The 13,333-nt window shown below is 70.4% G+C and carries 13 protein-coding genes; 6 read left to right on the top strand and 7 right to left on the bottom strand.

The window, feature by feature from the left end; translation table 11 throughout:
- Window position 1: 1 nt before the first annotated feature.
- Window positions 2-1,333: an ABC transporter substrate-binding protein gene (locus P1V51_04960; protein MDF1562370.1), complete on the bottom strand. Its 1,332-nt coding sequence runs from the start codon at window positions 1,331-1,333 to the stop codon at window positions 2-4.
- A gap of 139 nt (window positions 1,334-1,472) precedes the next feature.
- Here P1V51_04960 and P1V51_04955 point away from each other — a divergent pair, with 139 nt between their 5' ends.
- The 3 genes from P1V51_04955 to P1V51_04945 all read left to right on the top strand — a co-directional run bounded on the left by P1V51_04955 (window position 1,473) and on the right by P1V51_04945 (window position 4,003).
- On the top strand, window positions 1,473-2,891 hold the full coding sequence (locus P1V51_04955; GenBank protein ID MDF1562369.1) for an alkaline phosphatase family protein: 1,419 nt from the start codon (window positions 1,473-1,475) through the stop codon (window positions 2,889-2,891).
- A gap of 66 nt (window positions 2,892-2,957) precedes the next feature.
- Complete coding sequence (locus P1V51_04950) at window positions 2,958-3,224, top strand: hypothetical protein (GenBank protein ID MDF1562368.1); 267 nt, start codon at window positions 2,958-2,960, stop codon at window positions 3,222-3,224.
- Complete coding sequence (locus P1V51_04945; protein MDF1562367.1) at window positions 3,215-4,003, top strand: hypothetical protein; 789 nt, start codon at window positions 3,215-3,217, stop codon at window positions 4,001-4,003. The genes P1V51_04950 and P1V51_04945 overlap by 10 nt, the downstream gene beginning before the upstream one ends.
- Window positions 4,004-4,062: 59 nt before the next feature.
- On the opposite strand, the gene P1V51_04940 is transcribed toward P1V51_04945, so the two are convergent.
- The 6 genes from P1V51_04940 to P1V51_04915 form a co-directional block, all read right to left on the bottom strand.
- On the bottom strand, window positions 4,063-4,488 hold the full coding sequence (locus tag P1V51_04940; protein ID MDF1562366.1) for a hypothetical protein: 426 nt from the start codon (window positions 4,486-4,488) through the stop codon (window positions 4,063-4,065).
- A 244-nt stretch (window positions 4,489-4,732) separates the two neighbouring features.
- Entirely contained in the window at window positions 4,733-5,998 is a 1,266-nt protein-coding gene (locus P1V51_04935; GenBank protein MDF1562365.1) for a hypothetical protein, read from the bottom strand.
- Entirely contained in the window at window positions 5,995-6,678 is a 684-nt protein-coding gene (locus P1V51_04930; protein ID MDF1562364.1) for an ABC transporter ATP-binding protein, read from the bottom strand. Before P1V51_04930 ends, P1V51_04935 begins: the two co-directional genes overlap by 4 nt.
- A gap of 20 nt (window positions 6,679-6,698) precedes the next feature.
- Complete coding sequence (locus P1V51_04925) at window positions 6,699-7,943, bottom strand: ABC transporter permease (GenBank protein MDF1562363.1); 1,245 nt, start codon at window positions 7,941-7,943, stop codon at window positions 6,699-6,701.
- Entirely contained in the window at window positions 7,944-9,188 is a 1,245-nt protein-coding gene (locus tag P1V51_04920; GenBank protein MDF1562362.1) for an ABC transporter permease, read from the bottom strand.
- On the bottom strand, window positions 9,188-9,691 hold the full coding sequence (locus P1V51_04915) for a MarR family transcriptional regulator (protein ID MDF1562361.1): 504 nt from the start codon (window positions 9,689-9,691) through the stop codon (window positions 9,188-9,190). The genes P1V51_04920 and P1V51_04915 overlap by 1 nt, the downstream gene beginning before the upstream one ends.
- Window positions 9,692-9,903: 212 nt before the next feature.
- Between P1V51_04915 and P1V51_04910 the strand changes: the two genes are divergently transcribed.
- From P1V51_04910 to P1V51_04900, 3 genes are read left to right on the top strand one after another with little or no spacing between them, the layout of a single operon-like run.
- Complete coding sequence (locus P1V51_04910) at window positions 9,904-10,530, top strand: TetR/AcrR family transcriptional regulator (GenBank protein MDF1562360.1); 627 nt, start codon at window positions 9,904-9,906, stop codon at window positions 10,528-10,530.
- On the top strand, window positions 10,527-12,035 hold the full coding sequence (locus tag P1V51_04905) for an efflux transporter outer membrane subunit (protein MDF1562359.1): 1,509 nt from the start codon (window positions 10,527-10,529) through the stop codon (window positions 12,033-12,035). The genes P1V51_04910 and P1V51_04905 overlap by 4 nt, the downstream gene beginning before the upstream one ends.
- Window positions 12,036-12,039: 4 nt before the next feature.
- Complete coding sequence (locus P1V51_04900) at window positions 12,040-13,326, top strand: efflux RND transporter periplasmic adaptor subunit (GenBank protein MDF1562358.1); 1,287 nt, start codon at window positions 12,040-12,042, stop codon at window positions 13,324-13,326.
- The last annotated feature ends 7 nt before the right edge of the window (window positions 13,327-13,333 follow it).

Here is a 13,333-nt window from a genome sequence, read left to right as displayed (position 1 = left end):
CCTACTCCGCCGGGGCCTCGTCGGCCGGCTCTTCGTCGGCGGGCGCCGCGGGCGCCGCCGCGCCGGGCGCCGCGAAGTCGGAGACGACCGTCCAGCTCTTCTTCTCGAAGTCGGGCTTGAGCACCCGCGAGAGATCCGAGGTCCGGTAGGGGAAGTTCTTCATGTTCATCGGGCGGGTCAGGCCGTCGCCCGAGAAGTCCTCGATGGTGCCCAGGGCGGCGAGGTAGCCCTCCCGGGTGACGTCGCCGGCCGCGATGGCGCGGTTCAGGGCCTCGATCTGGACCAGCCCCTGCAGGTAGCTGACCAGGGTGTAGAAGTCCTGGCGCTTGTTCTCGCCGCCGTGCTTCTCGAAGGCCTCGAGGAAGGTCGTCATCCCGCCGGAGGGCTCACCCCAGAAGGGCAGGCCGATGACCCAGTGGAAGTTCACCATCACCGCGTTGGGCAGGGGCTTGTCCTCGAAGAAGATGTCGACCCAGCTCGGGGTGTTGCCGATCCAGATCGGCATGTACTTGAGCTGCGCGGCGGTGCCGAGCACCGGGCCGGTGGCCGAGGGCAGGGTGGTGAGCAGCACGTGGGTGGCGCCCGCGTCCTTCAGGCCGGTGATCGTCGCGGCGAAGTCCTTCTGCCCCGGGGCGATGGCCTGCTTGGAGACGATCTCGACCCCGTGGCGGGCGGCGGAGGCCTCCCAGCCGGCCAGGCCGTCCGCGCCGTAGTCGTCCTGCTGGTAGACGATGCCCGCCTTCACCTTGTCGGCGCCGCCAGCCTGCTCCACGGCCCAGTCCATGGCCCGCTCGGCCTCGAGCTTGTAGGGGGTGCCGATGGGCGGGGTGTGCTTGTTCTCCGCGAGCTTCGAGGAGAGCGAGGCCGGGAAGGCCACGAGCTTGTCCGCCTCGAGGTGCGGCATCAGGGGCAGGGTGTTCGGCGTCCCGAAGGTCGTGCCGAGGAAGAGGATCTCCTCGCGGATCTCCTTGTAGGCCTTGATGGCGTTGGTCGGGTTGTAGCCGTGGTCCCGCTCGACCAGCTCGACCGTCCAGCCCTCGGGCAGGAGGCCCGAGCCGCCGGCGTTGATCCGGGCGGCCAGCAGGCGCTTGCCCTGCGCGTAGGGCTTGCCGATGGCGGCGCCCGGCCCCGAGAGGTCGTCGAGGGTGCCGATGCGCACGACCTTCTTCTCGAGGTCGACGCCGGGTCCGGCCTTCAGCTCCGGAGCCTTCGGCGTGTCCGCGGTGTCCGCGGGGGTGTCGGTCGTGGGGGTGTCGGCCTTCTTCTCGGGGCAGCCCGTGACGAGCAGGGCAGCGAAGAGCACACCGGTGACAGCAGAGAGTCGCTTCATCATCTGGTTCCTCCCTCCAGAGGTTCGATTCGTCCCGCCGGGGAACCTAGTCCGAATCTCCCGGGACCAGAACCCGTTCGACACCTGAGGTCTCGACACCCTCCCCTGACCTTCGAGCCGTCGAGGGGTACCCTGGCTCGCGATGAAGATCCTGATCCGCACGCTCGCCCTGACGCTCCTCACCCTCCCGCCCCTGGCCCGGGCCGAGAGCCTCTCCGCGGCGAAGCCCGTCCCCGAGCCGGCGAGGCCGAAGGTGCTGCTCATCGGCCTCGACGGCGTGAGCCTCAACCTCCTGGAGCCCAAGGCGAAGGCCGGACTGACCCCCAACCTGGGGCGGCTCCTCGAGACCGGCACCCGCGGGCACCTGCGCACCATCTGGCCCATGCGCACCCCGCAGGTCTGGACCACCGCGGTCACCGGCAAGCTGCCGGGGCAGCACGGGATCTGGGACCACAAGTCGAGCACCTACTTCAACCCGCCGGAGGTGCGCACCGAGGAGAAGCTCGTCGTCACCACCGCCGATCGCAAGAGCAAGGCGCTCTGGAACATCCTGGGCGAGAAGGGGATGAAGAGCCTCATCGTCGGCTGGGTGCCCAGCTGGCCGGCGGAGGCGGTGGAGGGCAGCGTCATCGCCGCGCCCATCGAGCTGATGGGCGATCCCCGGCAGACCACGATCAAGGGCTCCTTCTGGCGGGGCGAGAAGGGGCAGATCCAGCCGGCGACCCTGCAGAAGAAGCTGATGTCGAAGATCGTCGAGCCCGGCGACCTGAAGCCCGAGGAGCTGAAGGCCTGGGCCGACATCCCGCCCGAGGGCCACGAGCTCTACACCACCGTCCCCCGCCTCGATCGCTACGCCTACGCCATCGAGTGGTCCCTGGCCCGGGCGAAGAGCGTGGAGGCCATCGCCCTGGCGCTGGCGCCCGAGGTGCGGGCGGACCTGGCCCTGGTCTACTTCCAGTGCACCGACTCCATGCTCCACCGCTTCTGGATCTTCCAGAAGAGCGAGGCCGACATCCGTGTGCGCTACGACACCCACGGCATCGATCCGGTGAGCATCCCCGAGATGAAGCGGCGCTTCGGCGGGGTGGTGGACGCCTGCTACCGGGACATCGACGCCCGGGTCGGCCGCGTGCTCGAGGCCCTCGCCGGCCCCGACACCCTGGTGATGATCGTCTCCGACCACGGCTTCGGGAACGCGCCGGTGCCCCACAAGCTCAAGGGCGAGCCCTTCAGCGGCGACCACCTCGACGACGGCGTGCTGCTGGTCGCCGGCCCGGGGGTCCCCGCCGGCGCCGCCGTGAAGGGCGCCAAGATCGAGGACGTGACCCCGACCCTGCTGCACTACCTCGGCCTGCCGGTCGGCGCGGACATGAAGGGCAGGGTCCTCGAGGGGATCTTCGAGAAGACCTGGCGAAAGGCCCACCCGGTGCAGACGATCCCCAGCTACGAGGCCGCGCCCCAGACCGAGGTGCTCCACCCCGAGGGCTACCCCGAGCGCAACATCCCCCTGAAGCCCGCCAGCGCCCAGATGCCCGGGGTCGGCCAGTCGGCGGGCGAGTGAGGCCGTCGAGTCTCCTCAATTCATGGAATAACTTGAATTTCATCATAAGCAGCTTATGATGATGGCATGGATCCGAAGTTGCGGGCCTACTTCGCCGAGATCGGCCGGAAGGGTGGCAGGAAGAGCCGCCGGAAGATGGATCCGCAGACCGCCCGGGACATGGTGAAGGTCCGGGAGGCCCGCCGGGCCTTTCGACGCTTCCACGCCCGCTGCTTCTGGTCCCACGATCCCGACCACGTCATCACCCTGGCCGAGGTTCCCTGGGTCGCCGACCAGCTGATGCGTCACGGCGGCCGGGAGGGCTGGGAGATCGGAGCTCGACTGTGCCGCTGACCGACTTCCAGGCCACCCTCGCTCGTCTGCTCTCGGCCAACCGCAGCCCCGATAGCTACCTCGCCGGGGGCGCTGCGCTGCACCTCGAGCCGAACACCAGCCGCTACAGTAACGACCTCGACTACTTCAACGACTCGGTGGAGCGGGTCGCCGCCGCGCATCGGGAGGATGCAGAGCTGCTGGAGCGCGAGGGCTACGCGCTGGAGATCGATCTCCAGCAGCCGGGCTTCGTCCGCGCGGTGGTTCGCGGGGAGGGGCAGGCCACCAAGGTCGAGTGGGCCCACGACTCGGCCTGGCGGTTCTTGCCGACGGTGCGGGACGAGCGGGTCGGCTATCGGCTCCATCCGATCGATCTGGCTACCAACAAGGTGCTCGCCCTGGCCGGTCGGGATGAGGTGCGTGATCTCCTCGACGTGGTGGAGGTTCACCACGAGATCCTTCCCCTGGGGGCAGTTTGCTGGGCCGCCGCCGGGAAGGATCCGGGCTTCACGCCCCTCTTGCTCCTCGAGCTGCTCCGCAGGCGGGGGAGAGTACGTCCGGAAGACCTCGCCCGCCTGCACCTGGCTGAGGCCGTGGATTTGACAGTGCTCAAGCAGGACTGGCTGACGGCCCTCGAAGAGGCAGAAGCCTTCGTTCGCTCCCGTCCCCCCGAGGAGCTCGGCTGCCTCTACTACTCACCCTCACGGGCCGGCTTCTTCGCCCCAGGCGAGGGCGCCCCCGACGATCTCGTGCCCCACCACGGCCGGCCGGGTGGGGTGCTGCCCCGGGTGCTCGAATAGAGAGCCGGGCCACTCTCCAACCGAGGAGGTAGCCTGGACCGAGGATCGCGATTCTCGGTTCAGTTCCTCTGTCGGAGGAACTCGGCGAACTGCTCCGCCCGCTCGCCGAAGGGATCGGCGTCCGGCCGGCCGCAGCCGCCGTGGGCGCCGTCCTCGACCGGGATGCAGGTCTCGCCATCGGGGCAGCCGCCCTGCAGGCAGTCCGGCCGGCAGAAGGAGGGGAACATCAGCCCGGGTGGGGCCTCGACCGCATGACAGAACTCGCCCGACGGGCAGCCCTCGTCCTGATCACAGGGGCGCAGGCAGGAGTCGAGGCAACGGCGAGCCGCCTTCCCTTCCTCGAGGATCAGCAGCGAGCAGCGGGCGTCCGGCTCGCAGTCGGCGTTCGTCTCACACAGCGGGGGGCAGGAGGGCTGGCCGTCCACCAGGATGCATTCGGTGCCACACTCGCGCTCGCAGTCGAGGGGCTCCGGTGACGAGCTCACCTCGGGGTTGGGCGCAGCAGCAGGCCTCGCGACGGACGAGGCTCGAGGTCCGGGCGAGAGCTCACCCGCCGGCTCCGCTCCAGGGTCGCCTGCCACCGAGGAGGAGGCAGGAGTGCCCTCGATGTCGCCCGCGGGCGCATCGCTTCGCGAGCCGAGCACGAAGAGGATCGCCATCAGGGCCAGCACCAGCAGCCCGCCACCGAGAGCCCACCTAGCGCGGGCCGACGGACGGTCACGCATCGATCTAGAGGTAGGCCTTCAGGACGACGAAGGCGGTGGCGGGCATGAGGCCGAACTCGGAGCCGAGGTCGAAGGTCGGCAGGCCGGTGGGAGAGAGGGTGAGCTCGTCGTCGGGGCGCTTCCCCACCCCGAGGTAGAGGCCGAAGTCGAGGCTGGCCTCGTCGGCGATGGACCAGGAGAGGCTCGGGCCGACGAGCGCGCTGGGGTCGGCGAGGTTCACGATGGTGAAGAGGCCGCCCTGCAGGAGGGGGTGCAGCTCGTAGCCGAGGGTGGCCGCGGCGTAGTAGCGGCCGAGCACCCACTGGTCGCCCCGCTCCAGGCGGTCAGCGAGGGCGACCGAGGGCCACAGGTAGTCCTCGCTCTCGAGCTCGCCGTTGGACTGCCAGTAGAGCTCGGCGGAGACGCTCCCCTTCTCCCAGCTGCCGTTGGCGCCGAGCACCGCGCGGTAGAAGACGCTGCCCCCGTCGGGGGGCACCGTCACCGTCGCCTCGGCGCGCACGCCCACCGGCCCGATCGAGCCCTGGGTGTCGAGGCCGAGGACCACGTCCTCGTGGTTGAGCGCCCCGAAGGCGCCCACGTCCCAGACCCCGAAGGTGGTGCCCGCTCGGGCGGCGAAGACCGCGTCGGCGAGCCGCCAGTCCGAGAGGGTGGCGTCCGGATCGGCGCCGGCGTAGGCGGCGACCAGGGTGAGGGTGGTGCTCTCGCCGACGTAGGCGTCGAGGCGGGCGGCGTCGATGCCCGTGCGGTACTCCTGATCGATGGTGGTCGCCGAGAAGGGCGAGACCAGGTCCATCGGAGAGAAGAAGAAGGCGGTGCCGAAGGAGATCGGCTGGCGGCCCAGGGTGATCGCGACCGACCCGGCCTCGAACTTCAGCAGGAGCCGGTCGACGCGGAAGGTGAGGGTGGTCGCGGCGTCGGGGCGGTCCGAGGGCCAGGTGTGCGAGAGGTCGATGGCCTCGGGCGAGCCGCCCCCCGAGCGGCCGAGCAGGCCGCCGCCGCCCGCGCCCATCGCGCTGCTGCTGGCGGTGAGCTGGGGGTGGAACTTGAAGGTGAAGTGCTCTCCGAAGGCCCCGTGGAGCTTCAGGCGGAGATCCAGGGCGCCCATCCCCATCGGATCGGCGCTCGGGTAGAGGATGGCGTGCTCGTAGGGGAGGACGAGGATCGTGAAGCTCTTCACGTCACCGTTGAGCTCCAGCGACGCGTCACCCTCGGCCCGGGCCGCCGCCGGCAGCGCGCCGAGGAGCGCCGCGATGAGGAGCGCCCGGATCACTTGCGCAGGTCCTCCTCGATCTGTCCGTCCACCAGCCGCACCACCCGCGAGGCGTGCTCCATCACCTTGGGGTCGTGGGTGGAGAAGAGGAAGGTCACGCCGTGCTTCTCGTTGAGCTCGCGCATGGTCTCGATGAGGGCGTCGGAGGTCTTCGAGTCGAGGTTGGCGGTGGGCTCGTCGGCCAGCACCAGGGCCGGCTCGCTGGCGATGGCCCGGGCCACGGCGACCCGCTGCTGCTGCCCGCCGGAGAGCTCGTTGGGGCGGCGATCCTCCATGCCCTCGAGGCCCACGGCCTTCAGGATCTCCAGCACCCGCTTCTCCCGCTCGGCCTTCGGCGTGCCGCGCAGGAGCAGGACGAACTCGGTGTTCTCCTTGGCCGAGAGCACGGGGATGAGGTTGTAGGCCTGGAAGACGAAGCCCAGGTGGTTCAGGCGCATCCGCGAGCGCTCCCCCGAGCTCATGGCCGAGAGGTCCTGGCCGTCGACCAGGACGCTGCCGCCGCTCGGCGCGTCGAGGCCGCCGATGAGGTTCAGGAGGGTGGTCTTGCCCGAGCCGGAGGGGCCCATCAGGGCGGTGAACTCTCCCTTCTCGATGGAGAAGTCGACGCCCCGCAGGGCGTGCACCTCGAGCTTGCCCTGGGTGTAGGTGCGCTTCAGGTCGTGGGTCTCGACGAGTGGCATGGGTGACTCCGGGTGGGGGATCAGTGGTGGTGGATGGCCTCGACCGGGTGGAGGCGCGCGGCCTTCCACGTGGGGTAGAGGGCGGCCAGCAGGGTGAGGCCGAAGGTGATGCGGGCGAAGACGACGACCTTCACCGCCGAGAGCTCGCCGTAGAGCATCATGTCCATGGGGACGCCGGCGGCGCCGACCGCGCCCTGGCCGGCGACCATCTCGCTGACGTCGATGCCGTTGACGATCAGGGGCCAGGCCATCAGCCCGCCTACTCCTGAGCCGACGACGATCGAGATCAGCCCGAGCAGCACGGCCTCGGTGAGGATCATGGCGGCGACCTGCCAGGGGGTCATGCCCAGGGAGAGCATCACCCCCAGCTCGTGGGTGCGCTCCAGCACGCTCATCAACACCGTGTTGAGGATGCCGAAGGCCACCACGATGGCGATGATCAGGATCAGCACGTACATCCCGCCGTCGTCGAGGAGGATGAACTCGTAGAGCTCGGGCAGGGCCTCCTGCCAGGGGAGGACCTCCGCCGAGATCGAGGCGGAGGCCAGCGCCTCGCGCAGGCGGAGGGCGAGGGCGTCGGTGTCGTCGGGGTCCGGCAGGTGGAGGGAGACCTGGTTGACCTCGGTGCCCAGGGAGAAGGCCTCCTGGGCCTTCTTCAGGGGGACGTGGGCGTAGAAGCCGTCGAGCTCGGCCATGCCGGTCTTGAAGAGGCCGGTCACCCGGAAGAGGACGTTCTGGATGTCCCCGTTCTGCTGGGTCATCAGGACGACCTTGTCGCCCGGCGCGACCTCGAGGGCCTCGGCCAGGAGGGTGCCGATGATGATCCCCTGGCTGTCCTCGTCGGTGAGGTAGCGGCCCTCGACGATCTTGGTGTCGAGGTCACCCACCTCGGCCTCGGGGCCGGCCTCGACGCCGACCATCGCGACGCCGACGGCCGAGCGGGGGCTGGTGAGGAGGCCGTCGAAGAAGACCCGCTGCACCACCTTCGCGTCCGGCGCGAGCCGCTTCGCGGTGGCGACCACCTCGGCGGTGTCGGGCACCAGGATCTCGACCTTCCGCTCCTTCTGGAAGCCCTCGCCCTGCACCACCAGGTGGCCGGCCTGGTTGGCGACCCCGTAGCGGATCATCTGGTTGTGGCCGCCGTCGCCCATGGCGCTGGAGACCACCAGCAGGGCCAGGCCGAAGGCGATGGCGCTCATGGTGATGAGGGTGCGGCGCTTGTTGCGGAAGAGGTTGCGCCACGCGAGCACGATGATCTTGTGCATCTAGCCGTCCTCCCTCATCGCGGTCACCGGATCGAGGCGGGCGGCCCGGAAGGCCGGCCAGATCGCCGAGGCCAGCGAGACGACGATCACGAAGCCCGAGACCAGCACGATGCGATCGACGCGGAAGTCCCCGTACATGACCGGCTCGAAGGTGACGCCCATGGAGGTCACGCCTCCGGACATGAAGCTCGTCAGGTCGAGGCCGTCGACCACCAGCTTCCAGGTCAGCAGCGCGCCGCCCACCGCCCCGATCGCCGCCGAGAGCAGGCCGAGCAGGCCGGTCTCCATCAGCACCAGCATCACGACCCGGTAGGGGCGCATGCCCAGGGCCCGCATCACGCCCAGCTCCTTGGTCCGCTCGAAGACGGCCATGAGCATGGTGTTGAGGATGCCGAGGCCCGCCACCGAGAAGACCAGGGCGAGCAGGATCCACACCGAGGCGTCCTGCATCGCGAGCATCTGCCCCATGAGGGGATCGACGGCACGCCAGTCCCGCACCAGGTGCTCGTCCTCCGGGAGGGCGGAGCGCAGCGCGGCGGTCAGCGCGTCGATGTGGGCGCGATCGGTGGCCTGGAGGGAGACCTCGTGGATCTTCCCCTCCATCGCGAGCAGCGACTGCAGGTCGGCCAGGTGGAGGAGCGCGCCGCCCCGATCGAGCATCGTGTTGCCGGTGTGGAAGATGCCGGTGATGCGATAGAGCTCGTTGCCCATCGAGCCGTCGGCGGCCTGGGTCACGGCGACCAGCTCGTCGCCCAGCTTCACCTTGAGGGTCTTGGCCAGGCCGTCGCCCAGGAGGATGCCCTGCTCGGGGACGTCCGGGAGGTACTCGCCCTCGACCATCTCCTCGTGGACCTCGGTCACCGTCTTCTCCCGCGAGGGGAGGATGCCCTGGAGCCGCGCGCCGCCGGCCTTGTTCTTGCTGGCCAGCAGGGAGAAGCCGTAGGCGCGGGGGGCGGCGCCGCGCAGGGCGCTCTCCTCGCCCAGGGCGTCGATCTTCGCGAGCACCGCCTCCTGATCCATCGTCTCGTAGAGCGACTTCTGCTTGGGGTAGTCGGGGTGGTGCACCTGGACGTGCCCGATGCTCGCCGTCACCAGCGAGTCGAACATGTCGTTGTACATCCCGTCGGTGAGGGCGACCCCCGCGATGCAGAGCGCCGACCCCACCGCCATCGCGGTGGCGGTGATGATCGTGCGGCGCCCCTGCCGGTAGAGGTTTCGCCAGGCGATCTTGGTGAGGGCACCCATCAGGACTCCTCGTTGTTCTTGCTGCGGCGCTCGGCCAGGAAGCGGTCGATGAGGGCGGGGATCTCCCGATCGAAGAAGCCGATGAAGTCGTGGAACTCGTCGAGCCGCTCCCGGGCGATCCCGGGGTGGTCCGCGAGGTAGTCGCGCAGCACCCCGACCGGCGTCTCGAGGCGGCGCCAGGCGTCGGCCTCGGCGTACATCGCCTCGAGCCAGCCGTGGGGACGGGCCCGCAGGAAGCGCTTGCGGTCCCCGGGCATCGGCACCCGCTCGATGAAGCCGGCCTGCAGGAGGGTGCGGGCCATGGTGCTCACGGTGGAGGGGGCGAGGTGGAGGGCGCCGCCGATGTCCGCGGCGCTCTGCTCCGCCGGATCGCAGACGGTCAGCCAGCCGAGGATCCGGCCGGCGGCCCGGGGCAGCCCGAAGGGCTCGAAGGTGGCGCCCATGGCCTCGGCCACGGCCAGGCGGTGCTGGTGGAGTCTCTGGGGATCGAGGGTGCCGGCCATCTGGGGGGCAACCCTAGTCACCCCCAAAATTCGGTCAACACCGAATATTCGAAAATTAGAAAAAAAACTGGAAGGGATCGGCGGATCCAACCCCCTGGATTCGATCGGTTTTTAAAAGAACGACGCTTCGCTTTTTTTGGGTTGACCTCTCGATAAAAAAGAACGACCCTTCGTTTTACTTTTCGACCCCCGGGCTTTCACTAGAGGCACCCATGGCACCCAAGGTCAGCGAAGACTACCTCGAGGCCCGACGCGAGCAGATCCTCGACGCCGCCCGGACCTGCTTCAGCCGGACCGGCTACCACCGGACCACCGTGCAGGACATCTGCAAGGAGGCGGCGCTCTCCCCCGGCGCGGTCTACCGCTACTTCGACTCCAAGGAGTCGATCTTCGAGGGCCTCGCGGAGTGGCACCTCGCCGCCCAGAGCCGGGCGATGGGCTGCATCGCCGGCCTCGACGATCTCTTCACCTCGGTCGCGGCCTTCGCCAACGGGATGATGGCCGAGGCGAAGGAGAGCGGGGCGCCGCGGCCGGGGGTGATGCAGGTCGAGCTCGCCGGCGAGGCGATGAGCAACGAGCGCATCGCCGCGACCGTCCGCAAGATGCTCACCGGGGTCCGCTCCAACCTCGAGGGCCTGGTCCACACGCTCCAGGAGAAGGGGAAGGTCGATCCCACCCTCGACGCCCAGGCCGTGGCCTCGGTGATGATGGCGCTCTTCCAGGGGGCGCTCTTCCAGTCGGTGATCGGGATCGGCTTCGACCCCGAGGCCTACCTGGAGGTCGTCCGCAAGCTGAAGCTCCCCGCCGGCGCCGCGAACCCGGAGGAGGCCTCATCATGAAGAACACCCGCTCGCTCGCCCTCCTGCTCCTCTTGCCCCTCGCCTCGGCCGGCTGCGCCCTGCACAAGGTCGAGACCGCCCCGTCGCCGGCGCTGCCTCTCCCGCAGGCCTTCGATTCGGCCACCGAGGGAGAGCCCGCCCCGGACCGCTGGTGGAAGGCCTTCGGCGATCCCACCCTCGACGCCCTCATGGAGGAGACCCTGGCGGGCAACCTCCAGCTCGAGCAGATGTGGGCGCGCCTCGATCAGCTCGAGGCCATCCGCCGCCAGGCCGGCGCCGCCCGCTTCCCGGCGGTGCAGATGGACGTCGGGGTGAGCGAGCGCCGCCTGCAGATCCCGGCCTTCGACCCCACGAACCCGACCGCCGGCATCACCTACGAGGCCCGGACCCAGGAGGCCGTCTCGGCCTCGATCTCCGCGGCCTACGAGCTCGACTACCTGCGCAAGAACGACTACCGCGCGCGGGCCGGCGCGCACGACGCCGCGGCGATGCGGGACAGCCTCGAGGCCACGGCGATGACCCTCACCGCCAGCCTGGCCGAGAGCTACTTCAACCTGGTGATGCAGCGCGAGCGCATCGCCCTGCTCGAGGCGCAGCTCGAGACCAACCGCACCTACCTCGAGCTCTTGCAGCTGCGCTTCGACTCGGCCCTGGCCTCGGCCCTCGACCTCCACCAGCAGGAGCAGCAGGTGGCGAACACCGAGGGGCAGCTCGCCGCGGCCCGGGGACAGGCGAAGGTCGCCGGCCAGCAGCTCGCGGTCCTCCTCGGCAGGGTCCCCACCGGCTACGTGCCGCCCGAGACCGGTGCGCTGCCCGAGGTCGGGGAGCTGCCCGCCACCGGTCTGCCCTCCGACCTGCTGGTGCGCCGCCCCGACGTGCGCGCCGCGCAGCGCGGGCTGGTCGCCGCCGACTACCGCCTCGGCGCCTCGATCGCCGACCGCCTCCCCTCGATCCGCCTCTCGGCCTCGGCTAGCCTCCAGACCCCGAGCGCCAGCGGCGTGCCGACCAGCCTCGAGGACTTCTTCTCCGCGCCCCTCTTCAACCTCCTGGCCGGGCTCACCCAGCCCCTCTTCCAGGCCGGGCGCCTGAAGGCCGAGACCGATCGCAACCGCGCGGTGGTCGACGAGAAGGCCGCGGCCTTCGCCCAGACCTTCGTCCAGGCCGTCTTCGAGGTGGAGAGCGCCGCGGTCCTCGAGCGCGCGCAGGAGGAGCAGATCGGCCACTCCGAGAAGGCCCTCCAGGCGGCGCAGGGGGCCCTGGAGGACGCGCGCGTGCGCTACGAGCAGGGGCTGATCGACACCTACCTGCCGGTGCTCACCGCGCTGACCGGTAACCAGCTCACCGAGCAGGCGCTCCTGGCCTCGCGCCGCCAGCGCCTCTCCTATCGCATCCAGCTCTACCGGGCCCTCGGCGGCTCCTGGACCGCGGCCCTCGACCGGCCCGTCCGGGAGGAGGCCGCCGCGGCCGCGAAGAGCGAGAACGTCCCGAGTCACAAGGAAGGCTAGAGACATGACCCTCCAGAGAATCGTCCGCATCGCCCTCGTCGTCGGCGTCCTCGCCGGCGGCTTCGGAATCAAGGCCTACCTCGACGCCACCCGGCCCAAGCCCAAGCAGAAGCCCCGCACCGAGCGCGGCGAGCTGGTGGTGGTGCAGCCGGTGGAGCGCAAGAACCACCCGATCCACGTCGAGGCCCAGGGGCGGGTCGTCCCCGCCCGCGAGCTCTCGCTCCAGGCCGAGGTCTCCGGGAGGGTGCGCAAGTTTCACGAGAACCTCGTGCAGGGTGGCCGGATCCCCGAGGGCGACGTGCTCCTGCGCATCGACCCCCGCGACTACCAGCTGGCGGCCGAGGCCCAGAAGGCCGCGGTGGATCGCTCCCGCCTCGAGCTGGAGGTGGAGAAGGGCCGCAAGACGGTGGCCGAGCGCGAGGTGAAGCTCCTGCGGGGCGGCACCGCCTCCGAGCTCGCCCGCCGCGAGCCGCAGCTGCGCACGGCGATGAACGCCCTGGTGGCCGCCGAGAGCGGCCTCGAGCGCGCCAACCTCCTCGTCTCCAAGACCACGCTCCGGGCGCCCTTCAACGCCATCGTCCTGGGCGAGTCGGTGGAGGCCGGACAGCTGGTGGGGCCGGGCGCCCCCCTGGCCCGCCTCGCCGGCACCGACCACTTCTGGGTGCAGGTCTCGGTGCCCGTCTCCGACCTCGCCTGGATCGCCATCCCCGGCATCAACGCCGCCGAGGGCGCGGGCGCCACCGCCCGGATCACCCAGGACGTCGGCGACGCGCGCATCGTCCGCCAGGGGAGGGTGCTGCGCCTGGCCGGTGACCTCGACCCCGCCGGCCAGATGGCCCGCCTCCTCGTCGAGATCGACGATCCCCTCGGCCTGGAGCGGGGCGACGAGGAGCTGCCCCCGGGCGAGAGCGGGCTGCCGATGCTCCTGGGCGCCTTCGTCGGCGTGGAGCTCGACGCGGGCACCCTCGAGCAGGTCGTGGAGCTGCCCCGCGCCGCGCTGCGCGACGGCAGCGCCGTCTACCTCGTCGGCGCCGACGACGAGCTCGTCACCCGGAAGATCGACCCGATCTGGAAGGAAGAGGACAAGGTCTACGTGAAGGCTGGCCTCGAGATCGGCGAGCGCCTGATCGTCAGCCGCCTGCCGACGGCCGTCCCGGGCATGAAGCTGCGGGTGCAGGGCGAGCCCTCGGCCGAGGCCGGAGAGGACGACGCGCCGGCGGCGACGAGCAGCAGCGACGGCGGCGACGCGCCGAAGTCCGCCCCCCGCGCGCCCCAGGGCAAGGCCAGCTAGGAGGCAC

The sequence above is a fragment of the Deltaproteobacteria bacterium genome, from assembly GCA_029210625.1.
Taxonomy (GTDB): Bacteria; Myxococcota; Myxococcia; order SLRQ01; family SLRQ01; genus JARGFU01.
This window is presented reverse-complemented; position numbering and strand designations above follow the sequence as displayed.